This is a genomic window from Aeromonas sp. 160P, assembly GCF_055193095.1.
Window position 1 is genome coordinate 507,743 of the sequence record NZ_JBUXKV010000001.1, and the last position, 26,235, is coordinate 533,977.

Sequence of the window (26,235 nt, forward strand, 5' to 3'; positions counted from 1 at the left end):
CATTGAGCTTAAGCAGAAAAGCCGCGGCGGGTTGCCTGTACAAGGAATATTCATTGAAATGCCCCCCCCACTCCTTATACTGGTTGCACCTGTTTCCAGCCGTGGATTTGACACTATGGAATACAATACTTCTGAACTGTGCGACATCTACCAGGACATGGTGGATGTGCTTGAACCCATGCTCTGCTCCTTCGGTGGCCGCTCCTCTTTCGGCGGCGTCATCACCACCGTCAAATGCTTCGAATCAAATGGCCTGATCCGTGAACTCGTTAAAGAGAACGGGGTCGGTCGCATATTACTGATCGACGGCGGTGGCTCCATGCGCCGCGCCCTGATCGACAGCGACATCGCCACTACGGCGGCCGAGAACGATTGGGAAGGGATTGTCTGCTACGGCTGCGTCCGCGAAGTCGATATTCTGGAAGATCTGGATATCGGTATTCAGGCACTGGCAGCCATTCCGGTCGGAGCCGACAGCAAGGATGTGGGGGAGACCGATCTGCCGGTCAACTTCGGTGGCGTGACTTTCCTGCCCGATGACCACCTCTATGCCGATACCACAGGGGTGATCCTCTCCCCCGAGGCACTCGATATCGAGTAAGCCACAGACAGAGTGACGACGGGAGCCTTGGCTCCCGTTTTTTATGCCTGCAACTTGCTGAAAAATGACAAAAAAAGAGGGCCAGATAAACTGGCCCTTAACTGGAAGCAATGTGAGCAATGTCGTGCCTTCACAAGAAGTCCATCACGTTGGAACGAATGAAGTCTTTCCCGGAAAACAAGTTAACAATAATCATTCTCATTTAAATGAGCAAGCGCTATTTGCAAAAAGTGCAAAAAAATTGACCACCGCGAAGGGTGGTCAATCTCATCAGGCTTGTCGGGTCGCCGTTTGCAGGCTGGATAATCCGGCCTCGCCCACCAGCTTGCGGCTGAGGTAACGCAGCAAGACGCCGTAGAGCGGCACGAACAAACCAAGGCTGATCAGCAACTTGAATACGTAATCGACGGTTGCGATCTCGACCCAGTGCTCTGCCATGAAAGGATCTGTGGTGCGCCAGAAGGCCACACTGAAGAAGGCGATGGTATCGACCAGATTACCGAACAGGGTGGAAGCTGCAGGGGCAACCCACCAGGCTTTCATCAGTCGCAGTCGGTTGAACACCACCACGTCCATAAACTGGCCCACCAGATAGGCCATAAAGCTGGCCAGCGCGATACGCGCCACGAACAGATTGAACTCGGCCAGATTGCCCATGCCCTGATAACTGCCCTCGAAGAACAGCACGGAGAGTCCATAGGAGACCACCAGCGCAGGCAGCATCACGGTCTGGATAATCTTGCGCGCAAGACCGGCACCGAAAATCCGCACCGTCAGGTCAGTGGCCAGGAAGATAAACGGGAAGCTGAACGCACCCCAGGTGGTATGGAAGCCAAACACGGTGATCGGCAGCTGCACCAGATAGTTGCTGCTGGCAATGATCAGGATGTGGAACAACGACAGGCGAACAAGCGCCGTTTGGTACTGCGCAGGGGTCAAATTCATCTTGTGACCTTTTTGGTTAATGGGGTTAGGGAACCCATACCGCCACCATTGGCGATAATCGAGGGGCGAGATTATACGCCCCAAAACCGATAGTTCAATCTTTATGCGATTGCGCTCGCCCGGATTGGCCAGTAGCAGAGCTGGCCTTGCGGGCGATAGTTAACCCTTGTGTTGCCTGGCGAGCCAGAGCAGTGCCTCCCGATCCGCCGGACGTACCGCCGCCAGCCAGCACCCGCTGTAGTGCTCATACTCCAGCCTGAATTGACTCCCTTCAAACTCCAGCAGCCAGCTATGGCGGTCGGCCCCCACATCCTGCTCGAGCGGCTGCAGCTCCCACTCTCGCAGCAAAGCCTGCACCAACACCGGAAACCTGTCCCAGTCGAGCACCGGGCAATCCAGCGTCACCACGCCAGCTTCATTATCTATCTGTTTGATCTGCCAACTCATTCCCTGTCTCTCAGCTGCTGCAGGAGAGCTCACCACCGCAATACCATGCCGGAGCCGGGGTAGCGAGATCCTCATATTCGGGTTGTTCATCATAGGGACGCTGCAGGGCGGCGAACAGCCGCTCGAACGGCCGCATATCCCCTGCCTCGGCCGCATCTATCGCCTGCTGGGCCAGCGCATTGCGCAGTACATACTTGGGATTGATGGCATCCATCTGCCCCTTGCGCACCGCATCCACGCTTCCTTCGCGCACCAGCCGCGCCCGATAGCGTTCCAGCCACTCCTGCCAGAGGAGTGGCTCAGGCAACAGCGCCAGCAGAGACGTGGGCCATGCCCCCTCTCCCATCACCTCACCGAGCCGACGCAGGAACAGGTGGTAATCCACCTTGTGAGCTGCCAGCAGCCGGAACAGCTCGCGGAACAGTGCCGGGTCATCCTCCTCCCACACCGCCAGCCCGAGTTTGGCCCACATCAGCTCGGAGTAGTGCAACATCAGCTGCTGTTCGTACTGAGCCAACGCCGCAGCCAGCGCGTCACCATCCACATGGCCCGCCAGTGCCTGCGCCAGCTTTTGCAGATTCCAGTAACCGACCGCAGGCTGCTGATCCAGCGCGTAACGCCCCGCCGGATCCGAGTGATTGCAGACAAAATCAGGCACATAGGCATCAATAAAACCGTAGGGGCCATAATCCAGCGTCAGACCGAGCAGCGACATGTTGTCGGTGTTCATCACCCCGTGGCAGAAGCCCGCCGCCTGCCATTTGGCAATCAGCCGCGCGGTACGGCGCACCACCTCGGCAAACAGTTCGGCGCCATTCTCCAGCTCAGGGAAGTGGTGGCGCAGCAGATAATCGATGAGCGGCGGGATCTTCTCCCCCTGCCCGCTCCAAGCGAAATACTCGAGATGGCCGAAGCGCAGATGGCTGGGGGCGGTACGCAGCACGGTCGCGCCCGTCTCGACCTGTTCGCGGTAGATGGGCTCCTGGCTTCCTACCAGCACTAATGCGCGAGTGGTCGGAATACCAAGGGCATGGAGCGCCTCGGAAGCGAGATACTCGCGAATGCTGGAGCGCAGTACGGCGCGGCCATCACCAAAACGGGAGAAAGGGGTTTTGCCCGCCCCCTTCAGGTGGAGATCCCAGCGCTGACCGTTGGGGGCCAGCTGCTCACCCAATAGCAGCGCCCGACCATCGCCAAGGCGGGGGCTGTAGCCGCCGAACTGATGGCCAGCATAGACCTGCGCCACCGGCTGCATGCCGGGCAGCAATTTTCCCTCACCACAGCAGGCGATCCAGTCAGCCTCGCTGACGCCTCCCAGCCCCAACTCATCCAGCAAAGCCCGGTTGAGATGAAGCAACCGGGGTTGCTGCAGCGGCTGGGGGGCCACCGACTCACAGGCCCAGGGCAACTCGGTCGCAAAAGTGTTGATCAGCTTCATGGTTGTGCCATTCGTCCCTGCGTATGCTCTTGTCACTCTTTATACTGCCGTCAGCCATGCTTGCGCTAACTGGCAACCATCATTTTTCAATTCAAGGAGAAGAAGATGCAAAAATGGGTATATGCCCTGCCCTTGCTGGCACTGGCGTGGGGTCATCAGGCCAAGGCTGCGGATATCGAGGCCGGCAAAGCCAAGGCAGCGGTCTGTGCCGCCTGTCACGGCGTGGAAGGCAAGGCGATGATCCCCAACTATCCCCATCTGGCGGGTCAAAATGCCGCCTATCTGGTGAAACAGTTGAAAGCCTTCAAGGATGGCACTCGCAAAGAGCCCTTGATGGACCCCTTCATGGCGCCGCTGACCGATGCGGATATCGACAATCTGGCGGCATTCTACGCCAGCCTGAAGTAACCTGACTGCGCCCGGCTAACGGGCGCCTCACCCTGCCACATCGTCAAACAAGCCTCCGCCTTTTGCGGTCGATTAGGCTGCCAAATCGACCCTAGCGTCGGCAGTAGTCGATGATAAGGTCCATAAAGGCTTCACCGAAGCGTTCCAGCTTGCGGTGGCCGACGCCATTGATAGCCAGCATCTCGTCTTCGGTCATAGGCATCGCCGCTGATCCCATCTCCACCCGAGTTACTATCTACCTGCGGCAGTAGTCGATGATAAGGTCCATAAAGGCTTCGCCGAAGCGTTCCAGCTTGCGGTGGCCGACACCGTTGATGGCCAGCATCTCGTCCTCGGTCATCGGCATCAGCTGAGCCATCTCCACCAGGGTCGCATCGTTGAATACCACGTAGGGCGGCACTTCTTCGTCCTCGGCGATCTGCTTGCGCAGGCCGCGCAGCTCCTTGAACAGCCGCTTGTCGTAGTTGGCGTTGTCGAGCAGACCGTTGCGCTTCTCCTTGCGGCTGGAGATAGGCTGCAAGCGGGGCACCGCCAGCTCAAGTTTGGTCTCGCCGCGCAGCACGGGGCGGGCCGCTTCGGTCAGCTGCAGCACCAGATTGCGGGTGATGTTCTGGGTCAGCAGCCCCTTGTGGATCAACTGGCGGATCACGCTCATCCAGTATTCGTGGCTCTGATCCTTGCCGATGCCATAGGTCGAAAGCTTGTCGTGGCCATGATCCTTGATGCGCTGGTTGAGCGAGCCGCGCAGCACCTCCACCACATAGCCCACCCCGAAATTCTGACCCACCCGCCAGACGCAGGAGAGCGCCTTCTGGGCATCTTCGGTGCCGTCATAGCTCTTGGGCGGATCGAGACAGATATCGCAGTTGCCACACGGCTTGTCGTTGTACTCGCCGAAATAGTTGAGCAGCACCTGACGGCGGCAAGTCTGCGCCTCGGCAAAGGCCGCCATCACGTTGAGCTTGTACTGCTCCACCTGCAACTGCTGGGGATTCTCGATGTTGTCGAGCAGCCGCCGCACCCGGCCGATATCGGCGGGATCGTACAGCAGCAGCGCCTCGGCGGGGGTGCCATCACGGCCAGCGCGACCGGTCTCCTGATAGTAGGATTCGATGTTCTTCGGAATGTCGTAGTGCACCACGAAGCGCACATTGGGCTTGTCGATGCCCATGCCAAACGCCACCGTCGCCACCACGATCTCGACATCATCCTTGAGGAAGGCATCCTGGGTCTGCTGGCGCTGCTCGAGCGGCAGCCCCGCATGATAGGGCGCCGCCTTGCAGCCGTGGCGAGATAACCGCTCGGCCACCTCCTCCACCCGATTGCGACTGGAGCAGTAGACGATGCCACAGTTGCCCTTCTGGCTCTGCACGTAGCGCAGCAGCTGTTCAGCCGCTTTGAACTTCTCCACCAGGCTGTAGCGGATATTGGGGCGATCGAAGCTGGCGGTGTGGATGAAGGGATCGTTGAGTTCCAACCGGTGCAGCATGTCGCTGCGGGTCGCCTCGTCGGCGGTCGCGGTGAGTGCCACCACCGGCACCTGCGGGAACCACTGCTTGAGCCGCCCCAGCGCCGCATACTCCGGCCGAAAATCGTGGCCCCACTGGGAGACGCAGTGAGCCTCGTCAATGGCGAACAGCCCGAGCGGCAGCTCGGCCAACCGATCCATAAACTCATGCTGCAACAGTCGCTCGGGGGAGACATAGAGCAGCTTGATCTCGCCACGCCGCATGGCGGCAAAGTTCTGGATCATCTCCTCCCTGCTCAGGGCCGAGTTGATGTAGACCGCCGCCACGCCGTTGGCGCGCAGGCTATCAACCTGATCCTTCATCAGGGAGATCAGCGGAGAGACCACCACCCCGAGCCCAGGCCGCAGCAGCGCCGGGATCTGGAAGCAGAGTGACTTGCCACCACCGGTGGGCTTGAGCACCATGGCATCACGCCCCGCCACTATCTGCTCGATAATCTCCAGCTGGCCCGGCCGAAATTGCTGGTAGCCGAAGACCGCCTGCAGCAGGGCAAGCGGGCTCTCTGGCTGAGAATCTTGCAGGATTTCGGCAATCGCGGTCATGGGCTCTCCTTTGGGGTCGCCATTCTAAAGCAGCCGCCGCTCACAATAAACCAGCCATTGCGACTGTTAAGGAACTGTTGCAGACTAGCTGGAGTTTTTACTCGGCTTTGATGACAGGGATCGGTATCAAAGAATGAAACAGATGTTGAAGAAGATGGCGCTCAGTGGCATTGCCAATCTGTTCGCAGAGCGGATGCCGTTCAACAAGTTGATCGGCATGCAGGTGACCCACTACGACTTCGACAAGGTGGAACTGCGCATCAAGATGGATGACAAGCTGATCGGCAATCCCTTTCACAATATCTTGCACGGCGGTGTCACCGCCAGCCTGCTGGATGTGGCGGGCGGCATGATAGTCGCCGCCTCCTGCATTGATGATCTGGAGGATTTCTCTCCCAGCTATCTCAAGGAGCGCTTCTCCTGCCTCGGCACCATAGATCTGCGAGTGGATTATCTGCGACCCGGTCGCGGCAACGAGTTTATCGCCACCGCCCACATCATTCGCGCTGGCAGCAAGGTCGCCGTCGCCCGGATGGAGCTGCACAACGAAGAGGGCACCCACATCGCCTTCGGCACCGGGACCTATCTGGTGGGTTGAACCAAATTAGTGCATAAAAACCGTGCTGCTAATCCACTTTTAATCATTCGATTCCTTACCCCCTCTGGCCGAACAAGGTCCATACTCATAGTCGGGATTGTGTGCAGAGGGGAATTGCAGGCGATGAGTGCGAAACTGGCGATCAAACCATCCAGAACCTTGTTGACACAGCTCGAGTACATGCTCAACGAGGTGCAGACACCCGAGTGTCGCCACTGGTTGGAACAGGAGCTTGAGGGGTATTCTCTCTCCTCACCCCTGCCTTGGTATCGCATCGTCCCCTGTCGGCAACGCGGACATTTTTTGGATCTGAAAACGGGAAAATATTTGACCTGTCATATCAACAGTCAAACGCTATGCCAACGCGATATGGCCCAAATTCAGTTCATTTATGCCCGTGAACCCGCCGCCCACTATTTACTGCAACGCGATTCCGGCGTTGAACCCTGGCCAGAGCAACTGCTGGAAGATTATCAGGAGCAGTTGATCCCCGGCCATTTATGCCTGCAAGCCTGGCATGAGCCAGTGAGTTCATTACGTGCACAACTGATGGAGGGAATAGAGCATTTCATTAGTGAGTACCCCAAGCACGCAGCCTTGCTGCCTCAACACAGTTTCAAGGCATTGCGGCATCAGCACTGGCATATTTGAGTAAGCGCCTGGCGCGCAAGGAGGGCACCATAGACAAGACCCATAGCGAGATTGCCACAATTTAGAGTGCCGGAGTCAGGATCAGACTCCACCGATGGGCCACCGAGCGGTGGCCCTTTTAATGTCCGCAGCCCCCCCCACTATCGACAGCCCCATGCACAATAAGCCCCCTCTGCTTATAACCCAACCGTTCACCATTCATTCCATATCCCACCAACTTATCGCCCCTCTATCCCGCCCTACCGAGAAAAAGTGGGTTGCCATCGCAATCTGAAACGGATGGCGGATAGCAGATAGCGGATAGCGGATAGCGGATAGCGGATAGCGGATAGCGGATAGCGGATAGCGGATAGCGGATAGCGGATAGCGGATAGCGGATAGCGGATAGCGGATAGCGGATAAGCAAAGTCTGGCGCCCCGCGCCATGAACCCACAACACTAACGGACAATCATTGCTCGTAGAGTCTTGGGCTATCGGCAGGTCAGCAGGGGAAATGGTAAAAAACGGTAAAAAGCAGATGCAAAAAGGCCGCTCTATTGAGCGGCCTTTTCAAATTTGGTCGGTGTGAGAGGATTCGAACCTCCGACCCCTTCGTCCCGAACGAAGTGCGCTACCAAGCTGCGCTACACACCGATGTCTGCGGGACGGGAATTTACCGAAAGGACCGTGCTGACACAAGTCTTTTCTGCATTTAGCTCAGAAAAAAGCGACCAGATGCTCACCAAGCACACGCCGGATCAGCCTGTTTACCCTGCGGTATCCTGACGGTGACATACTGGCATCCAGGACTCAACCTAACCGCATCGACTCAGGTCCCAGCAAGCGACGCTGCCAGTCCACCACAGTGCCATGCTCCAGCCAGTCGGCTGCATGCTGGCGCCAGTTGGGGGAGAGGGCCGGATTTTCCAGCAGCAACAGCAGGTCGGCTTCGTTGCGCACCTGATTAAACAGGATGTCCGCCGTGCGCTTCACCGTCAGTTCGGGATAGGGTCTATCCACCAGCTCCATGGTCGCTTCTGGCGCTATCATGCCCTCCTCCAGCACCCGCAGCAGCCAGCCACAGCGGCCATTGAGCTGCATCACCTGCGACAGCTGGCCATAGCCAACGCGCTGGTTGAGCTTGAAGCAGGGGGATCTCGGCTGGCTGATCTGGATCAGCGCCTCACCGAGCCGATAGACATCGCCGATGCAGGCTTGCGCCTCGGTCAGCCCAAGGCCGGAGAGATTCTCGCCAAAGGCGGCAGGTTGCCAGGGGGTACGTGGCGCAGGCAAGCCCAGCGCGGTTTGCCAAGTCTGCCACCAGAGATAGTGATCGGCCGGATAGTAGTGGAGCGCCCGATCCGGGCCACCGTGGTGGCGCTGGTCACACTGTTCATCCCCTTCCAAACCAGCAAAGGTACAGCGAACTGGCGCAGAGATCGGTTGCTTGTGAATGGCGCTGGTGAGGCCGGGCACCAACTCGGTGCCGCGACCGCTAAAAAGGGAGATCCGCATACTCATCCTCCAGGTTGACGAGAGTAGGCGGATCTTATCATGACGTCAGACCACGGCCTGCATCTGGATAGTCATGGCGATCTCGGCGCGACGACGCTTCTCCGACCTGGCCATCAGATACCAGCTACCGAAGGTAAACAGCGATACCGACAGCAGGATCAGACTGGCCACCGCGTTGATCTCCGGTTTCACGCCGAGTCGCACCGCCGAGAAGACCTCCATCGGCAGCGTGGTGGAGCCTGGGCCGGAGACGAAGCTCGCCAGCACCAGATCATCGAGCGACAGAGCGAACGACATCATGCCGCCTGCCGCCAGCGAGGGGGCGATCATCGGGATGGTGATCAGGAAGAACACCTTCCACGGCTTGGCGCCGAGATCCATCGCCGCCTCCTCGATGGAGAGATCCAGCTCTCGCAACCGCGCCGACACCACGATCGCCACGTAGGCGGTGCAGAAGGTGGTGTGCGCGATCCAGATGGTCAGCATGCCCCGCTCGGCGGGCCAGCCCACCAACTGGGCCATCGCCACGAACAGCAGCAGCAGCGACAGACCGGTGATCACCTCGGGCATTACCAGCGGTGCCGTGACCATGCCGCCAAACAGGGTACGGCCACGGAAGTGAGGGATCCGGGTCAGCACGAAGGCGGCCACCGTCCCCAGCGCCACTGCGGCGATCGCGGTGTAAAAGGCGATCTCCAGCGAGCGGAACACAGACCCAATCAGCTGTTTGTTGTCGAGCAGGCCGAAGTACCACTTGAGCGACCAGCCACCCCACACCGTCACCAGCTTGGAGGAGTTGAAGGAGTAGATCACCATGATGACCATGGGCAGGTAGATAAACAGCAGCCCCAGCCAGAGCATCAGTTTGGCAAAACCGAAACGTCTCATCATGCCTTGCCCTCCAGCTCTTTGGCCTGATTACGGTTGAACAGGATGATCGGAATGATCAGCACCGCCAGCATCACCACCGCCAGCGCAGACGCTACCGGCCAGTCACGGTTGTTGAAGAACTCCTGCCACAGCACTTTGCCGATCATCAGTGTCTCCGGGCCACCCAGCATTTCCGGGATAACGAACTCCCCGACTACCGGGATAAACACCAGCATGCAGCCAGCGATAATGCCGTTCTTCGAAAGGGGCACGGTGATCTGCCAGAACCGGGTCAGGTTGCGGGCGCCAAGGTCGGAGGCTGCCTCCAGCAGGCTCTGGTCATGTTTGACCAGATTGGCGTAGAGCGGCAGCACCATGAACGGCAGGTAGGAGTAAACGATGCCGATATAGACCGCCAGATTGGTGTTGAGGATCTGCAGCGGCTCGTCGATCACCCCGATCCCCAGCAAGAAGCTGTTGAGCAGGCCGTTGTTGCTGAGGATCCCCATCCACGCATAGACCCGGATCAGAATGGCGGTCCAGGTCGGCATCATGATCAGCAGCAGCAACACAGTCTGGGTCTCCTTGTTGGCCCGCGCGATGGAGTAGGCCATCGGATAGCCGATCAACAGGCAGAGCAAGGTGCTGATGAACGCCATCTTGAGGGAGCCCAGATAGGCGGCGATGTAGAGATCATCCTCCTGCAGCAGCAGGTAGTTGCCCATATTGAGCAGGATGGTGAGCTGATTGTCGGCCCAGCTCACCACGTCGGTGTAGGGCGGGATCGCCACATCCGCTTCGGCGAAACTGATCTTCACCACAATGATGAAGGGCAGCAGGAAGAAGAGGAACAGCCAGAAGAAGGGGATGCCGATCACCAGTCGGCGCCCCCCGACCCGCTTCAGTTGTTGCACGAACGTCATGATTGCAGCACCACGCCGCTGTCATCTTCCCAATAGAGGAACACCTGGTCATCCCAGGTTGGCCGCTTGCCGTGGCGTTCGGCGTTGGCGATGAAAGCCTGAACGATTTTGCCCGAAGGCAACTTGATGTGATAAACCGAGTGACCGCCCAGATAGGCGATGTCATAGACCTCACCCGTGGTCCAGTTGAAGTCCGGGTGCTCGATCTCCTCCGGCTTTTGCAGACTCATCAGCAATTTTTCTGGCCGCAGGGCGTAAGTCACCTTCTTGTTCTCGGCGCGGGAGCTGATGCCGTGGCCCACATAGATGGGCTGATCCAGATCGGCGCAGGCGATGATGGCGTGGTCCTGCTCATCTTCCACCAGCAGGCCGTCGAACAGGTTGACGTTACCGATGAACTCGCACACCAACCGACTGGCCGGAGTCTCGTAGATATCCATCGGGCTGCCGATCTGCTCGATACAGCCGAGGTGCATGATGGCGATCCGCTCCGCCATGGTCATCGCCTCTTCCTGATCGTGGGTCACCATGACACAGGTAACCCCGACCCGCTCGATGATCTCCACCAGCTCCAGCTGCATCTTGGAGCGCAGCTTCTTGTCGAGCGCTCCCATGGGTTCATCGAGCAGCAGCAACTTGGGGCGCTTGGCCAGCGAACGGGCCAGCGCTACCCGCTGGCGTTGACCACCGGATAGCTGATGCGGCTTGCGACGGGCATATTGGGTCATCTGCACCAGCTTGAGCATCTCCTCCACCCGGGCATCGATCTCGGCTCTGGGCAGGCCATCCTGCTTGAGACCAAAGGCAATGTTCTGCGCCACCGTCATATGGGGAAACAGGGCGTAGGACTGAAACATCATGTTGATGGGACGCTCGTAAGGCGGCATGTCGGTGATGTCGACCCCGTCGAGGAACAGCCGCCCCTCGGTCGGGCGCTCGAAACCGGCCAGCATCCGCAGCAGGGTCGATTTACCGGAACCGGACCCCCCCAGCAGGGCGAAGATCTCCCCCTTGTGGATGTTGAGGGATACGTTATCGACCGCCAGCGTTTCATCGAACTGCTTGCTTACCCGATCAATTTTCACCAGCACTTCTTTGCGCTGCTGACTGCCCTCGAGGGCTTTCTTATAGGCACTGGAGGCTATCGCCATTACCAAACTCTCCAACGTGATACCGACCTCGTGGCCGATCCATAAAAGCGATTTGGCACCCCCGAACGGGCACCAAGGTTAGGTACCGGACTTGATCTTGGTCCAACTCCGGGTGATTAAACGCTGTACCGAGCGAGGATGTGCTTGCTGCACATAGAGACGCTCGAGCACGGCCTGAGGCGGATACACCCCCTCATCGTTGCGCACCGCCTCCGCCATGAACTCGCCCGCCCGGGCATTGGGATTCGCGTAGCCCACATAGTCGCTGACCTTGGCGATCACCTCTGGCTGGAGGACGTAGTTGATGAGGGCGTGCGCCTCTTTGACATTGGTGGCATCGGACGGGATCGCCATCATGTCGAACCACAGATTGCTCCCCTCCTTCGGAATGCTGTAGGCGATCTTGACTCCCTTGCCAGCTTCATCGGCGCGGGCAGCGGCTTGCAGGATGTCGCCGGAAAAACCGGCCGCCACGCAGATGTCGCCATTGGCGAGATCGCCGATGTATTTGGAGGAGTGGAAGTAGGCCACATAGGGCCGCACCTTGAGCAGCAGCGCCTCGGCCTGCTTGATATCCCCCGTCGCATGACTGTTGGGATCGAGTCCGAGGTAGTTGAGGGCGGCAGGGATCATCTCGTCGGCAGAGTCGAGGAAAGCGACGCCGCAGCGAGAGAGTTTCGCCATGTTTTCCGGTTCGAAGATAGTGGCCCAGGAGTCAATCTTGTCGACCCCCAGCACCGCCTTGATTTTGTCGACGTTGTAGCCGATGCCGTTGGTGCCCCACAGATAGGGCACCGCGTACTGATGACCCGGATCCACCTTGTCGAGCTGCTTGAGCAGCACGGGATCCAGGTTGGCCATGTTGGGCAGCAGGGATTTATCCAGCTTCTGGAAGGCTCCAGCCTGGATCTGCTTGGCCAGAAAATTGTTGGAGGGCACCACCAAATCGTAACCGGTCCGCCCCGTCAGCAATTTGCCTTCCAGGGTTTCGTTGGAGTCAAACACGTCATAGACGGTCTTGATCCCGGTTGCCTGCTGGAAATCGCTGAGAGTGGTTTCGCCGATATAGTCAGACCAGTTGTAGAAGTGCAACACAGGCTCCGCCTGAGCGGCACTCACCAATCCCATGGTCAGCGCGAGGGTTATCGACTTGGTTGTGTTCACGGGGTCAGTTCTCCTGTTCAGTGGTTAACCGTCTGCGCATCCATTCGCGCGGCCCATCCAGTTGGATGGCATCACTATCCTCCCGGCCGAACCGCGGACCGGGAGGGGCACTCGTCACTTACTTGCCAGACTTGATCTTGGTCCAGCTACGGGTCATCACCCGCTGCACCTTGGCCGGCAGATCCGGGAAGGTGTAGATCTTCTGCAGGGTCGCCGCATCGGGGTAGATACCCGGATCGGTGCGGATCGCCTCATCCACCAGCGGGGTGGCGGCCTTGTTGCCGTTCGGGAACTGCACCACGTTGGTGATACTGGCAATTACCTCCGGCTTCATCAGATAGTTGATGAAGGTGTGTGCCGCCTCGGCGTTCTTGGCATCCGCCGGGATGGCGAGCATGTCAAAGAAGCTGCCTGCCCCCTCTTTCGGAATGGTGTAGGTCAGCGCGACGCCGTTGTTGGCCTCTGCCGCCCGCGCCTTGGACTGCTGCAAGTCACCGGAGTAACCGACCGCGACGCAGAGGTTGCCGTTGGCCAGATCCGAAATGTACTTGGAGGAGTGGAAATAGGCGGTATAAGGGCGGATGGAGAGGAACAGCGCCTCGGCTTGCTTCAACTCGTCCGGTTTCTGGCTATCCGGTTTGAAGCCCAGATATTGCAGGGCGGCCGGCAGCATTTCGGTCGGCGAATCGAGGAAGGAGACGCCGCACTCTTTCAGCTTGGCCATGTTCTCCGGCTTGAACACCAGATCCCAGGAGTTGACCGGGGCATCGGCACCCAGCACGGCCTTAACCTTCTCGGCGTTGTAGGCATAGCCGATGGTGCCCCACAGATAGGGAATGGAGTACTGGTTGCCCGGATCGCTCGGCTCGAGCGCCTTGAGCAGGTTGGGGTCCATATTTTGCCAGTTGGAGAGCTTGGACTTGTCCAGTTTCTGGAACACGCCCGCCTTGATCTGCTTGGCCAGGAAGGGGTTGGATGGCACCACAATGTCGTAACCCGAGCTACCCGCCAGCAACTTGGCTTCCAGCACCTCGTTGCTGTCGAACACGTCATAGACCACCTTGATGCCTGTCTCTTTCTGGAAGTTATCCAGGGTATCCGGCGCGATATAGTCGCTCCAGTTGTAGACGTGCAGCACCTTCTCTTCAGCCATTGCTCCGGTACTTGCCATGACCAGCGCCACGGAGGCCGCGATCACTCCTGTTTTGAAAGACATCATCCTTGTCTCCTAAGCAAATTGTATGCGCATGCCAACCTGCCCGACCCACCTCAACCTTTCAGCTTTGCGGCTGTCAGATCCAGACTGCGCCTGGCCAGATCGACCAATTCATCAACCTGTTCCTCGGTGATGACCAAGGGGGGCGATATGATCATGGTATCGCCTACCGCCCTCATCACCAAGCCATTGTTAAAGCAGAACTCCCGGCAAGTCATCCCCGCATTTGCCTGAGCCGGAAAACGCTGGTTGGTCTGCTTGTCCTGGACGATTTCCAGCGCGGCCACCAACCCGCGGCCACGGGTTTCCCCCACCAGCGGATGATCGGCCAACTCAGCCCAGCGGCGCTGCAAATAGGGGCCAATGGTATCATGCACTCGCTTAACTATGCTCTCTTTCTGCATAAGCTGGATGTTAGCCACCGCCACGGCGCAGGAGACCGGATGGCCCGAGTAGGTGAAGCCGTGGTTGAACTCGCCCCCCTCCTCCACCAGCCCCTTGGCAACCCGATCGCTCACCATGACGGCGCCGAGCGGCAGGTAGCCGGAGGTGATCCCCTTGGCCAGACACATCAGATCCGGCTTGATGCCAAATCCTTCGCTGGCAAACCAGTGGCCGGTGCGGCCAAAGCCGCAGATAACCTCGTCGGCGATCAGCAAAATGCCGTAGTGATCGCAGATGCGCTGGATCTCCGGCCAGTAGCTGTCAGGCGGAATGATGACGCCACCCGCCCCCTGGATCGGCTCGCCGATAAAGGCGGCCACCTTGTCCACCCCTAGCTCCAGAATCTTCTGCTCCAGCTGACGGGCCCGCTCCAGCCCGAACTCGTGGGCGCTCATCCCCAGTCCCTCACCGAAGTGATAAGGCTGGTCGATGTGCACTATGCCGGGAATGGGCAGGCCACCCTGGGCATGCATCCCCTTCATGCCACCGAGACTGGCACCGGCCACGGTGGAGCCGTGGTAGGCGTTGTGGCGGCTGATGATCACCTGTTTGTCAGGCTGACCCTTGCTGGCCCAGTAGTGGCGCACCATCCGTAGCACGGTGTCGTTGCACTCGGAACCGGAGCCGGTAAAGAAAACACGGTTGAGATGAGCAGGGGTCACCTCGGCCAGCAGGGTCGCCAGCTCGATCACCGGCGGGTGAGCGGTCTGGAAGAACAAGTTGTAGTAAGGCAACTGCTGCATCTGACGGGTGGCTGCATCCACCAGCTCTTGTCGGCCATAGCCCATGTTGACGCACCACAGGCCCGCCATGCCGTCGAGAATGCGGTGGCCGTCGGAATCTTCCAGATAAACGCCGCTGGCCTTGGTGATGATGCGCGAGCCCTTCTTGTTCAGGGCCTGAAAGTCGGTAAAGGGGTGCAGGTGGTGGCTGGCATCCAGCTGTTGCCACTCACGGGTTGTCTGCTGCATGTATTGCTCCTCGGTTCCTTCGATTTAGCAGGATTATTTTGTCAATTCATCAGGAGGGCTGGCATATCCGCAGTCACTGCCACTCACGGGTGTCAGCTGCATGTATTGCTTCCCTGCGCCTTCGATTTAGCAGGATTCTGGCGTCAAATATTTAGGCGGACTGGCACGTTCGCAGCCACTCACAGGTGGCATGCCGCCACCTGACTCGTTTCCGGTGTCTTAGATACGGGGACCGGAGAGGCCGACTCTGGCCTCTCCGTTACAGGGGCTGGCACGCCCCGGGATCAGACGTTGAGCAGCAGGAACTCCCGCTCCCAACGACTGATCACCCCGAAGTAGGTTTCATACTCTTTGCGTTTTACCGCAACGAAGGCACGGATAAAGCGCTCACCCAGCATCTCCTTGATGGGTTCGCACTGCTCGAGATGACTGAGCGCCTCCTCCAGCGAACGGGGCAGGCTATAGGGCAGCTCGTAAGCACTGGACTTCATCTCCGGCAGCGGCTCCAGCTTCTCCATCATGCCGAGGTAGCCGCAGGCCAGAGTGGCGGCCAGTGCCAGATAGGGGTTGGCATCGGCACCGGCAAAGCGGTTTTCCACCCGACGGGCACTCGGGTCGGAGAAGGGCACCCGCAGGCCGCAGGTGCGGTTCTCTACGCCCCACTGGACGTTGCGCGGCGCACTCTCGCCGAAGGTGAGGCGGCGGTAGGAGTTGACGTTGGGGGCCAATAACGCCGTCACCGCCGGGGTGTATTTCTGCAGACCGGCGATAAAGTGCATGAACTGCTCGCTGTTGCCGCCGCTATCGGTACCAAACAGGTTGCGACCATTCGCATCTTCCAGGCTTTGGTGGATGTGCATGGCGGAGCCCGGCTCATCGCTCATCGGCTTGGCCATGAAGGTGGCATAGATACCGTGCTTGTGGGCCGCTTCACGCATGGTGCGCTTGAACAGGAACACCTGATCCGCCAGATCGATGGCATCACCATGCAGGAAGTTGATCTCCATCTGGGCGGCACCCGACTCGTGGATCAGGGTGTCAACCTCCAGCTCCTGCGCCTCGCAATAGTCATACATGTCTTCAAAAATCGGGTCGAACTCGTTGACCGCATCGATACTGAACGACTGGCGGGCAGTCTCCGGGCGACCGTTGCGACCGATCGGCGGCACCAATGGATAATCGGGGTCTTCGTTGCGCTTGACCAGATAGAATTCCAGCTCGGGAGCCACCACCGGCTTCCAGCCCTGCTTCTCGTAAAATGACAGAACCCGACGCAGCACTGAGCGCGGCGCTATGTCGATCAGCTTGCCGTTGATGTCAAAACAGTCGTGGATAACCTGCGCAGTGGGCTCCAGCGCCCAGGGGACAAAACGGATGGTGTTGGGGTCGGGATAGAGCTGCATGTCCCGCTCCAGCGGGTCGATCATGCTGTCATCATCCGGATATTCACCGGTCACCGTCTGGGTGAAAATCACCTCGGGCAGTCGCATGCCCCCCTCGCGCAAAAACTTGTTGGCTGGGATGATTTTGCCCCGGGCATTGCCGGTGAAATCCGGGAACAGGCACTCCACTTCCGTGATGCGATTGCTCTCCATCCAGCCTTTGATACTGTCCATGTTAAACCCCGACTTTACGGTTGCCATTGGCAAGGGTGTCTAATATATGGAACACCCTTGTTATAAAATTGTAATCAATATCACCATAAAAGCCCGCCATCAAGGACAATGTCAAGCGGGCGTGTTTAAAAAACTATAAATAACGGCGCATATAATGACCAGGTCGGCACCAAATACTAAACACATACTGTCCGCCCGAGCGGGTGTTAAACCACCACGCCATTAACTGCAAAGCGGATGCCAACACCCGGGGTGCCGGAGGGCAAAATCTGCTCAATTCCCCGCCAGAATGGGCCATTTTTTTGCAAGGGCGCACAATCCTTATGCTATTTGCTTTGCTTGGCTGCATTTTTTTGGTACAAGGCCCGCCCTGATTTGCACTCTCTTGCACGAAACAAGTGCAAATCGGGATACAAGGGCTTGGTCTGTAGGCAGACAGCCCCCATAAACAGGGATTATTGGGTTAGCAAACTGACTGGTAGTTAATCGTATGTGTGATTTCATGACTGAAGACCAACTGGCCTTTTACAAGGGGCAGATCGAGCGACAGATCGTCGAGCTCGAAGAACGCCTCAGCTCTCAGGCTAGCCAGGCCATCGCCACCGACACCAACGAGATGGCTGATGAAATTGACCGTGCCAGTATCGAGGAAGCCCGCCGTCTGGAGCTGAACCGCATCGAGCACGACAAGCTGCACCTGCGCAAGTTACGGGGCGCGTTAAAGCGTATGAACGAAGGGGACTTCGGTTACTGCGAATCTTGCGGTGACGAGATCTCCCTCAAGCGGCTGCATGCCCGTCCGGAATCCCGTTTCTGTGTCGAATGCCAGAGCACCAAGGAATTTAACGATACCCACGTGTTCCGCCGCGTCGCCTGATCCCGCCAGGCACTGTCACTGGTCTCTGGCGAACCCTCGTCAGCAAGATAGTGGCAAGTTCTGTTAGACTCCGGGCACGTCCCGGAATCGACAGGAGAACTGCGCGTGAAATGGCTCATCAAACTGTGTTTGTGTCTGCCACTGCTGGCACAAGCACAGGTTTTGACGGTGAAAGTCCCCAGCCGTCCCATCAACAATCTCGATCAAGAGTACCAGCTCAAACTGCTGGAACTGGCGCTGACCCGTGCCGGGCAACCCTTTCGCATCCAGCCTGTCGAACTCGATCTCAACCAGTTCACCCTCCAGCAACAGCTGAGCAAGGGCAAGACCATCAACGTCTTCTGGATGGGTACCTCCAGCGCACTCGAATCTTCCCTAATCGCCGTCCCCATTCCGCTGTTTCGCGGCCTGGAAGGATTGCGGCTGTCATTCATCCACGCCGATGCGCAAGAGAAGTTCAACCAGATCAATACCCTGGCCGACCTCAAACAGCTGAAAGCCGCGCAAGGCGTGGGTTGGGCCGATAACAAAATTCTGGAAAATGCCGGCATTGCCACCTACGCCGGTCGTTACAGCAACCTGTTTCGGCTGATCAACGACGGTGACAAGCTCGACTTCTTCCCGCGCTCACTGGTGGAGATTTACGCCGAGCGCAGCGAACTGGTGGCGCAATATCCCAACCTCGCCATCGAGCAACACCTGCTGATCCGCTACCCCTTTGCCCAGTTCTTCTTCGTCAGCCCCGAATACCCCAAGCTGGCCAAGGCGATCCAGACCGGGCTGGAGCGGGCCTACGCCGATGGCAGCTTTATGCAGTTCTTCCATGAAAATCCGAAGATCCGCGAAGCACTGGCCAGCGCCAACCTCGACCAACGGGTCACCATAGCGCTGCCCAATCCGGACATGACCCCATTGCTAAAAAGCATTCCGGCCCAATATTGGGACTATCCACCTCAGTGATGGCGCTGGATGATGATCACCCCCATTCAACCCATTACTGAGGCCCGCAACCTGCTGGCGAGGAACAACATGAACAGATTACAAGGGTCGCTGCTGCTGGCGAGCTGTTTACTGGCGATGCCCGCCATGGCGGACAAGGCTGACCCCATCGGTGAGGTGAGCACCTCTTTCAAGCTGTTAGGCCCCAACCACAAGATTTTGGTAGAAGCCTTTGATGACCCACGCATCGACGGCGTCGCCTGCTATCTGGCACGCCCCAAGACCGGCGGCGTAAAAGGCGGACTGGGGCTGGCGGAAGATCCCTCCCACGCCTCCCTGTCGTGCCACCAGATTGGCCCCATCACCCTGCCCGAAAAATTGAAAGCGGGGGAAGAGGTGTTCGATGTCAGCACCTCGCTGGTGTTCAAGGAGCAGAAAGTGGTGCGTTTTTACGACAAAAAACGCAATGCACTGGTTTACCTGACTTACAGCACCAAACTGGTGGATGGTTCGTACAAGAGTGCAGTCAGCGCGGTTCCCATCATGCCATGGGGACAATGACCTGCCGGTTTGTCCGGTGATAGCTGATCCATTTTGTTGTAATTTAACGACACACACGCTGCGGAGCACACACCATGAAGGTCGCCGTATTCAGTACCAAGAGCTATGACAAAGAGCATTTCAACCAGGCCAACAGCCAGTACGGCTGCGATCTGGAGTTTTTCGATGTGCGGCTGGAGGCCAAAACGGCCCGACTGGCTCACGGCTTCCCGGTGGTGTGTCTGTTCGTCAATGACGACGCCGACCGCGAGGTATTGACCGAACTGGCCGCCAACGGTACCAAGGTGATTGCCCTGCGCTGCGCCGGTTACAACAACGTGGATCTGGCCGCCGCCAAAGAGCTGGGGCTGAAAGTGGTGCGGGTGCCCGCCTACTCCCCCGAAGCGGTGGCCGAGCACGCGGTGGGACTGATGATGACCCTCAACCGCCGCATCCATAAGGCTTATCAGCGCACCCGCGATGCCAACTTCTCGCTGGAGGGGCTGGTCGGCTTCAACATGTTCGGCCGCACCGCCGGTATTATCGGTACCGGCAAGATCGGCATCGCTACCCTGCGCATCCTCAAGGGCTTTGGCATGCGCCTGCTGGTGAGCGACCCCTACCCCAATCAGGCAGCCATTGAGCTGGGGGCCGAGTATGTGGACCTCGATACCCTGTTCCGTCAATCCGACGTCATCAGCTTGCACTGCCCGCTGTTCAGCGAGAATTACCATCTGCTGAACAAGGAGGCGTTCACCAAGATGAAGGACGGGGTGATGATCATCAACACCAGCCGCGGCGGCCTGCTCGACTCCAACGCCGCCATCGAGGCACTCAAGACCTCCCGCATCGGCGCGCTGGGGCTGGATGTCTACGAGGAGGAGGAAGATCTGTTCTTCGCCGACAAGTCCAACGAGGTGATCACCGATGACGTGTTCCGCCGTCTGTCGGCCTGCCACAACGTGCTGTTTACCGGTCATCAGGCCTTCCTGACCCGTGAGGCGCTGCACGCCATCGCCGATACCACCCTCGGCAATATCCGCGCCATCGAGCGCCAGGGCCACTCCGACAACGAAGTGGAATAAGGGCTCATCCCTTCATCCTGTTCTTCATTGCTGTGCGCCGGGTTGTGAGACCCGGCGCCTTCGGGTAGGCTAGCCCCCCTTTTTTATTCAGGAGTCTGGCGCCCATGTTGATCAGATTTGCTCACTGTACCTCCGACAGTGCGTCGGGTAGTGAGATCCGGCACCTTCGGGTAGGCCAGCCCTCCTTTTTTACTCTGGAGTCTGGCACCCATGTTTATCGGATTTGATTACGGCACCTCCAACTGTGCCGTGGCCGTGATGGAACAAGGTAGCCCCAGGCTGCTCAATCTCGGCGCATCCCGCTACCTCCCCTCCACCCTGCACGCGCCCCACCGGGATGCCATCGCCGGTCTGTTGGCCGAAGGGCTGGCACCCGCCCAGCAGGCGGAGTACCTCAAGCTGCGTGGCCCCGTGGTCACCCGCGCCCAGATGGTTCGCCGCCAGATGCGCGAAGAGGGGCTGATCGACGAGCTGAGCTTCGGCGGCGCCGCGCTGGAGCGCTATCTGGAAGAGCCGGACGACGGCTACTACATCAAATCGCCGAAATCCTTCCTCGGGGCCTATGGCCTCAAGGCCCCCCAGATCGCCCTGTTTGAAGATATTGTCTGCGCCATGATGCTCCACGTCCGCCAGCAGGCGGAGCAGCAGCTCGGCGCCCCGATCCGTCAGGCGGTGATCGGCCGCCCGGTCAACTTCCAGGGTTTGGCAGGGGAAGAGAGCAACCAGCAGGCGATCGCTATCCTGACCGAAGCGGCCCGTCTGGCCGGTTTTGAGCAGGTGGAGTTCCTCTATGAGCCGGTGGCTGCCGGTTTTGAATTCGAGGCGCGCCTCAGCGAAGACGCCGTGGTGCTGGTAGTGGATATCGGCGGCGGCACCACCGACTGCTCCATGCTGCGAATGGGCCCCAGCTACCGCGATCAGCTGGATCGCAGCGGCGACCTGCTCGGCCACAGCGGCCAGCGGATCGGCGGCAACGACTTCGATATCCGCCTGACGGTGGAAGGGATGATGCCGCTGCTCGGCATGCACGAGACCCTCAAGACCGGCAAGCCACTGCCCCACCCGCTATTCTGGGACGCCGCTGCCATCAACGATGTCAGCGCCCAGAGCCGTTTTTACAGCCTCGACACCGCCCGCCAGCTGCAGGATCTGCAGCTCGACAGCCAGCCCGGCAGCAAGCTAAAGCGTCTGGCCAACCTGCGCGCTCACAAGCTGAGCCACCAGCTGGTATGGCGCGCCGAGCAGGGCAAGATCGCCCTCTCGGAGCAACCGCTGAATCGCCAGTCGCTGGCCGAGCTGGAAAAAGGGCTGGAAGCGGAGCTGACCCGCGAGCAACTGGCCAACGCCTCTGCCCTGCTGCTGGAGAAAATTGGCGAGCTGATGGATGAAGCCATTGCCAATGCCGGTGTGCAGCCGGATCGCATCTTCGTCACCGGCGGTAGCGCCCGCTCGCCGCTGATCGCCAGCTTTATCCGCCAGAAGCTCCCGGCTATTCCACTCGAGGGTGGTGATGACTTCGGTTCGGTCGCTGCGGGCCTCGCCCGTTATGCCGAGCGGTTGTTCGCCAACTGATCCCTGAGATACCGCAAGCAGCTCCATCACTCCCCGCTCGAGGGGAGTGATGACTTCGGTTCCATTGCCACGGATCTTGCCCGTTATGCCTAGCGGTTGTTCGCCAACTGCTCCCTGAGATAGAGCAAGCCGTCCCATCACTCCCCGCCCGAGGGGAGTGATGGCTTCGGTTCCATTGCCACGGATCTTGCCCGTTATGCCGAGCGGTTGTTCGCACAATAAGCAAGCCGATGGCAACATCCGCCCGGGTGTTGCCATTTCGCGACAGTGGTGCGGGACAAGGGGCGACAGAAGCAGTCGGGCACCCCCTCTCGCCCCCTGCGCCACAACCAGCAAACAGGGTATTCTGGGCACTCCACCAACCGGAGCCCCCTCATGCCCAGATTGCTATCCCTGCTGCTCTCCCTGCTGCTGCTCGCGGGCTGTAGTTCAACCGCCTTTGTCCGGCAGGATCTGCAACATCACCACTGGATACTGAGCAAGCTGGATGGCGAACCGGTCGCCGCCTTGCGCGACAATCCCCCCGATTTCGAGATAGGTGAGCACTTCACCGTCAACGGCATCGCCGGTTGCAACCGCTACTTCGGTCAGGGCCATCTGAAAAATAACCGGCTGTGGGTCACCAGCATGGGCAGCACCGAGATGGCCTGCATGCCGCCGCTGAACACCATCGAACAGGCCGTGCTCACCACCCTGACCGAGGGCGCCACCCTGAGCGGCACCAGCCAGACCCTGATCTTGCAGGGCAAACAGCACCGTTTGGAATACACCTTGCGCGATTGGGTCTTTTAGTCGTAACAAATACCCATCACAAAGCCGCATCACAAACAGGAACATGTTGTCCGGCTGTGGCACACTATGAGGCAGAGTTCGCAATGGAGGCTGCCTCAGCCATGTCGATGGATCGCCTGTTTGACAAGATCAAACAACTCCCCACCATTCCCCAGCTGCTGCACGAGTTGATGCAGAGCTTCAATGATGAAAATGCCCGCATCGACGAGATTGCGGCCAAAATCGCCATGGATCAGGTGATCAGCGTCAAGGTGCTGCGGATGGCCAACTCGGCCGCCCTGCGCCGGGGCAACGACGTGACCTCCATCGAACAGGCGGTGATCCGGCTCGGCTTCAACCGGCTGCGCTCGGTGGTGGTTGCCTCCGGCATCATCGGCAGCTTCAAAGCCCCTCCCAGCTTCAACAAAAACAAGTTCTGGACCGAGACCTTTCAGGTCGCCACCATCGCCAAGACCCTGGCGCAAGAGACCAAGGCACTGGATCCCGAGACAGCCTTTACCTGCGCCCTGATCCACAACATCGGTGAGCTGCTGATCCAGAGCACCCTGCCGGAAGAGGCAGAACTGATCAATATGTCGATCCAGAACGGCAGTAGCCGGGTGGAGGCCCAGCGGGAGATGCTCGGCTACGACTATTCCCAGCTTGGCGCCGAACTGGCGCGACGCTGGAACCTCTCCGAGGCCTTCGTTGATGCCATTTCCCAGCAGCTTGACCCGCTCTCCCACGATCCGGTCAGCAAGGAGGCGGTGCTGATCCGCCTCGCCGTGTTTATCTCCTTCGCCTGGAATGCCGGGGTACCAGCCCAGGCCATCATTGCCCGTTTCCCCAAACCGCTCGCCGACCAGTTGGGACTGGATCCCAAGTCGCTGGCAGGCCAACTCGAAACGCTTCACGAACAGGGTAATGCCCTCGCCGATCTTCTGACTCAATAAGCATCATGACCCATCCGTTTCTGTTTCATCCCCAGGTGGCGCCCTGGTTCAAAGAGAGCGCCGACGCACTGCAACTCACCCTCTTTAGCGAACTGGACGCCCCGATCCGCACCGTGTGGCTGCGCCACGAGCCGGACAACGAGGAGTACCTGATCCCGATGACAGCGGTCTCGACCCGCGACCGGCTGCAGGTGTGGCAGGCCACCCTGCCACTGGCCAAGGGGCAGGATACCCACCTCTACAGCTTCAAGTGCCTCACCGATGAGGGGCAGTGGTGGTTGCACGGCGCGGGCGTCAGCCCTGCCATGCCACCGCGCGAGCAGCATTTTCGCTTCAACAGCCTGCACCAGCCACCGGCCTGGGTGCAGGATCAGGTGTTCTACCAGATCTTCCCCGACCGCTTCTGCAACGGCGACCCGTCGCTCAGCGTCAAACATCACGAATATGAGTACCGCGGCAAGGCGGTGATCAGCAAAGGGTGGGGGGAGCCGGTCAGCCGCCACGATGAGGGGCACGGCGCCTGCGAATTCTATGGCGGCGATCTGGCTGGCATTGATGCCAAGCTGCACTATCTGCAATCCCTCGGGGTGACGGCGCTCTACCTCAACCCCATCTTCGATTCGCCGAGCAACCACAAGTACGACACTCAGGACTACTTCAAGGTCGATACTCACCTCGGCAGCAACGAGCAGTTCGCCGAGCTGACCCGCAACCTGCACCAGCGCGGCATGAAGATCATTCTCGATGCGGTGGTTAACCACACCTCGACCGAGCACCCCTGGTTCTGCCCGCCGCTAGGGGCCAACAGCACCCCGGATTCGCCGTGGCGCAGCTTCTACACCTTTGACAAAGAAGGGGATTACGTCAGCTGGAAGGGTATTCGCAGCCTGCCCAAACTCGACTTTGCCAGCGAACAGGTGCAGGACGCCATCTATCGGGCGGATGACGCCATCCTGCGCTACTGGATGCGACCGCCCTACCATATCGACGGCTGGCGCTTTGACGTCATCCACATGCTGGGGGAGCGCGGCACCGCCGAGGGCAACCGCAGCCATGTGCGGGCCATTCGCGGGGCGGTGAAGCAGGAGAACCCGGACGCCTATGTACTCGGTGAGCACTTCTTCGAGGCGAGCCAGTGGCTGCAAGGAGATCAGGAGGATGGCGCCATGAACTACTATGGCTTCGCCCACCCGATCCGCGCCTTCCTGGCAGGGCAGGATATCGCCTATCACCCCATCAAGATCAGCGCCGAAGAGCTGGACCGCTGGCTCAAGCTGGCGCGGGCCCACATCCCGTTCAAGAACCAGCTGGCCCAGTTCAACCTGCTGGACAGCCACGACACCGCCCGCTTCCTCCACCTGCTGGGAGAAGACAAACAGCGGATGCGGCTGGCGGCGACCCTGTTGCTCACCTATATCGGTACGCCCTCCATCTACTACGGCGACGAAGTGGGACTTTCTGGCGGCAACGACCCGGACTGCCGCCGCTGCTTCCCGTGGGAGACCACATCCTGGGATCACGTGCTACACGATTACTACCGCCGCCTGATCCAGATCCGCCGCCAGCGCCCCTCCCTGCGCCGTGGCGATATCCAGACCCTCTATGCCGGGCCCCACAGCTATGTGTTCGCCCGCACCCTGCAAAGCGATCAGGTGGTGGTTGCCTGCAACCGTCACCCCAGCGAGCCGCGCACCATCAGCCTGCCGCTGTGGCAAACCGCCAGCCCGGCCAGCCGCTTCACCGACGCCTTCAACGGCGACAAGTTCGAGGTGGTGCAGGGCGAGGTGCAGCTCACCATCCCGGCCAACTCGGCCAGGGTGCTGATCTCCAGCTAAGTGGGCGACTGACACGCTGAAAAACAAAAACCGGAGCCCAAGGCTCCGGTTTTTTATTCCGTTCAATCCCCGATAGCGTCTGGTCCCTTGCCCGCCGCAATCAGTAGTTGATGCTGATGTAGGGCACTTCCGGCACCTGCCAGCGCTGCTTGAGGTAGACGGTGAGCACGAAGAAGAAGTTGGCCAGCAGGTTGGCGAAGCGATAGAGAATGGGATCGAAGGCCACCTCGCTCTCTTCCAGCCGTACCAGCAGCCGCACCACCTTCTTGCTGCCGCAGCGACACAGGTGGAGGGTGGGAATGGGCTGCGGCCCCTGCGGCAGCACGAAACCGGTGACGCTGCCGCGACTTGCCTCGTTGTAGTGGTCGTAACGGGCCTTGAGCCACTCAAGGTCTGCATCGAAGATCCCCAGCTTGCCGCGCACCGAGCCGTTGAGGTTGTAGATAAGCCGCTGCAACACCGCGAGATCCGCCAGCATGGACTCGGTGTCGGCATCCGGCGCAAGGTGTGACAGCACGGCCCCGACCTGACAGCAGAGTTCGTCAGTGGCGATTTCAAAATCACATTTGAACGAGGTTTCGAAGATAAAGGGGTAGCAGAGCTCGCGTTTGTCTCTTGGCTTCTTGGGGTTCATGGGGCAACCGGATTGGAGAA

General features: G+C 59.3%; 25 protein-coding genes, 1 tRNA gene and 1 pseudogene. 12 read left to right on the forward strand and 15 right to left on the reverse strand.

Translation table 11 applies throughout. The features are described 5' to 3' along the window. Positions 1-115: 115 nt before the first annotated feature. Positions 116-601, forward strand: coding sequence for a ribonuclease E activity regulator RraA (rraA, locus tag ACY8FN_RS02475; protein ID WP_042018316.1), 486 nt, complete (start codon positions 116-118; stop codon positions 599-601). A gap of 270 nt (positions 602-871) precedes the next feature. Here the strand turns inward: rraA and ACY8FN_RS02480 are convergent, their stop codons facing one another. The 3 genes from ACY8FN_RS02480 to ACY8FN_RS02490 form a co-directional block, all read right to left on the reverse strand. Further along, positions 872-1,546, reverse strand: a complete 675-nt coding sequence (locus ACY8FN_RS02480; protein ID WP_042018319.1) for a 7-cyano-7-deazaguanine/7-aminomethyl-7-deazaguanine transporter — start codon at positions 1,544-1,546, stop codon at positions 872-874. Between the two features lie 159 nt (positions 1,547-1,705). Further along, positions 1,706-1,993 (reverse strand): DUF3630 family protein, encoded by a 288-nt coding sequence (locus ACY8FN_RS02485; protein WP_463099142.1) that lies wholly within the window; start codon positions 1,991-1,993, stop codon positions 1,706-1,708. Between the two features lie 10 nt (positions 1,994-2,003). Beyond that, the gene (locus tag ACY8FN_RS02490; protein ID WP_463099143.1) at positions 2,004-3,431 is read right to left on the reverse strand and encodes a protein adenylyltransferase SelO; all 1,428 of its coding nucleotides are present in this window, start codon (positions 3,429-3,431) and stop codon (positions 2,004-2,006) included. 105 nt (positions 3,432-3,536) lie between these two features. On the opposite strand from ACY8FN_RS02490, the gene ACY8FN_RS02495 reads away from it, so the two are divergent. Beyond that, positions 3,537-3,839 carry a c-type cytochrome gene (locus ACY8FN_RS02495; protein ID WP_005340687.1) on the forward strand — a complete coding sequence of 101 codons (303 nt, stop codon included), beginning with the start codon at positions 3,537-3,539 and terminating at the stop codon, positions 3,837-3,839. A 91-nt stretch (positions 3,840-3,930) separates the two neighbouring features. Here the strand turns inward: ACY8FN_RS02495 and ACY8FN_RS02500 are convergent. After that, positions 3,931-4,068, reverse strand: a pseudogene (locus ACY8FN_RS02500) (HRDC domain-containing protein); the annotation flags it as partial. 6 nt (positions 4,069-4,074) lie between these two features. Continuing rightward, positions 4,075-5,910 carry an ATP-dependent DNA helicase RecQ gene (recQ, locus tag ACY8FN_RS02505; protein ID WP_101348315.1) on the reverse strand — a complete coding sequence of 612 codons (1,836 nt, stop codon included), beginning with the start codon at positions 5,908-5,910 and terminating at the stop codon, positions 4,075-4,077. Between the two features lie 133 nt (positions 5,911-6,043). Here recQ and ACY8FN_RS02510 point away from each other — a divergent pair, with 133 nt between their 5' ends. Together ACY8FN_RS02510 and ACY8FN_RS02515 are read left to right on the forward strand one after the other, a co-directional pair. Continuing rightward, a complete protein-coding gene (locus tag ACY8FN_RS02510) occupies positions 6,044-6,508 on the forward strand; it encodes a thioesterase family protein (RefSeq protein WP_162515577.1) in 465 nt (154 codons plus the stop codon). 123 nt (positions 6,509-6,631) lie between these two features. After that, positions 6,632-7,159 carry an AbiTii domain-containing protein gene (locus ACY8FN_RS02515; protein ID WP_101326464.1) on the forward strand — a complete coding sequence of 176 codons (528 nt, stop codon included), beginning with the start codon at positions 6,632-6,634 and terminating at the stop codon, positions 7,157-7,159. Positions 7,160-7,716: 557 nt separating this feature from the next. Here ACY8FN_RS02515 and ACY8FN_RS02520 read toward each other — a convergent pair. The 9 genes from ACY8FN_RS02520 to ACY8FN_RS02560 form a co-directional block, all read right to left on the reverse strand. Further along, positions 7,717-7,793: transfer RNA gene (locus tag ACY8FN_RS02520), tRNA-Pro, on the reverse strand. 156 nt (positions 7,794-7,949) lie between these two features. Then, on the reverse strand, positions 7,950-8,654 hold the full coding sequence (locus ACY8FN_RS02525; protein WP_463099144.1) for an MOSC domain-containing protein: 705 nt from the start codon (positions 8,652-8,654) through the stop codon (positions 7,950-7,952). Positions 8,655-8,699: 45 nt separating this feature from the next. Next, entirely contained in the window at positions 8,700-9,545 is an 846-nt protein-coding gene (locus ACY8FN_RS02530; protein WP_414731112.1) for an ABC transporter permease subunit, read from the reverse strand. Then, on the reverse strand, positions 9,542-10,447 hold the full coding sequence (locus ACY8FN_RS02535) for an ABC transporter permease subunit (RefSeq protein ID WP_139720750.1): 906 nt from the start codon (positions 10,445-10,447) through the stop codon (positions 9,542-9,544). The genes ACY8FN_RS02530 and ACY8FN_RS02535 overlap by 4 nt, the downstream gene beginning before the upstream one ends. Further along, the gene (gene potA / locus ACY8FN_RS02540; protein ID WP_101326469.1) at positions 10,444-11,598 is read right to left on the reverse strand and encodes a polyamine ABC transporter ATP-binding protein; all 1,155 of its coding nucleotides are present in this window, start codon (positions 11,596-11,598) and stop codon (positions 10,444-10,446) included. The genes ACY8FN_RS02535 and potA overlap by 4 nt, the downstream gene beginning before the upstream one ends. 78 nt (positions 11,599-11,676) lie before the next feature. Next, a complete protein-coding gene (locus ACY8FN_RS02545; RefSeq protein WP_463101122.1) occupies positions 11,677-12,726 on the reverse strand; it encodes a polyamine ABC transporter substrate-binding protein in 1,050 nt (349 codons plus the stop codon). A 154-nt stretch (positions 12,727-12,880) separates the two neighbouring features. Continuing rightward, positions 12,881-13,978 (reverse strand): polyamine ABC transporter substrate-binding protein, encoded by a 1,098-nt coding sequence (locus tag ACY8FN_RS02550; protein ID WP_139720819.1) that lies wholly within the window; start codon positions 13,976-13,978, stop codon positions 12,881-12,883. A gap of 53 nt (positions 13,979-14,031) precedes the next feature. After that, entirely contained in the window at positions 14,032-15,393 is a 1,362-nt protein-coding gene (locus tag ACY8FN_RS02555) for an aspartate aminotransferase family protein (RefSeq protein WP_463099145.1), read from the reverse strand. Between the two features lie 284 nt (positions 15,394-15,677). After that, positions 15,678-17,009 (reverse strand): glutamine synthetase family protein, encoded by a 1,332-nt coding sequence (locus tag ACY8FN_RS02560; RefSeq protein ID WP_101348319.1) that lies wholly within the window; start codon positions 17,007-17,009, stop codon positions 15,678-15,680. Between the two features lie 490 nt (positions 17,010-17,499). On the opposite strand from ACY8FN_RS02560, the gene ACY8FN_RS02565 reads away from it, so the two are divergent. From ACY8FN_RS02565 to malZ, 8 genes are all read left to right on the forward strand, one after another. Continuing rightward, the gene (locus ACY8FN_RS02565) at positions 17,500-17,886 is read left to right on the forward strand and encodes a TraR/DksA family transcriptional regulator (RefSeq protein WP_042018339.1); all 387 of its coding nucleotides are present in this window, start codon (positions 17,500-17,502) and stop codon (positions 17,884-17,886) included. A 105-nt stretch (positions 17,887-17,991) separates the two neighbouring features. Next, positions 17,992-18,846: a type 2 periplasmic-binding domain-containing protein gene (locus ACY8FN_RS02570; protein ID WP_101348320.1), complete on the forward strand. Its 855-nt coding sequence runs from the start codon at positions 17,992-17,994 to the stop codon at positions 18,844-18,846. A gap of 69 nt (positions 18,847-18,915) precedes the next feature. Next, on the forward strand, positions 18,916-19,386 hold the full coding sequence (locus ACY8FN_RS02575) for a CreA family protein (protein ID WP_042018467.1): 471 nt from the start codon (positions 18,916-18,918) through the stop codon (positions 19,384-19,386). 74 nt (positions 19,387-19,460) lie between these two features. Further along, entirely contained in the window at positions 19,461-20,450 is a 990-nt protein-coding gene (locus ACY8FN_RS02580; protein ID WP_463099146.1) for a 2-hydroxyacid dehydrogenase, read from the forward strand. A gap of 210 nt (positions 20,451-20,660) precedes the next feature. Further along, entirely contained in the window at positions 20,661-22,022 is a 1,362-nt protein-coding gene (gene yegD / locus ACY8FN_RS02585; protein WP_463099147.1) for a molecular chaperone, read from the forward strand. A gap of 375 nt (positions 22,023-22,397) precedes the next feature. Next, positions 22,398-22,814 (forward strand): META domain-containing protein, encoded by a 417-nt coding sequence (locus ACY8FN_RS02590; RefSeq protein WP_101326477.1) that lies wholly within the window; start codon positions 22,398-22,400, stop codon positions 22,812-22,814. An 83-nt stretch (positions 22,815-22,897) separates the two neighbouring features. Next, positions 22,898-23,746 (forward strand): HDOD domain-containing protein, encoded by an 849-nt coding sequence (locus ACY8FN_RS02595; protein ID WP_101318635.1) that lies wholly within the window; start codon positions 22,898-22,900, stop codon positions 23,744-23,746. 5 nt (positions 23,747-23,751) lie between these two features. After that, a complete protein-coding gene (gene malZ / locus ACY8FN_RS02600; RefSeq protein WP_463099148.1) occupies positions 23,752-25,581 on the forward strand; it encodes a maltodextrin glucosidase in 1,830 nt (609 codons plus the stop codon). A 100-nt stretch (positions 25,582-25,681) separates the two neighbouring features. On the opposite strand, the gene ACY8FN_RS02605 is transcribed toward malZ, so the two are convergent. After that, entirely contained in the window at positions 25,682-26,215 is a 534-nt protein-coding gene (locus tag ACY8FN_RS02605) for an ATP--cob(I)alamin adenosyltransferase (RefSeq protein WP_463099149.1), read from the reverse strand. Positions 26,216-26,235 lie beyond the last annotated feature (20 nt).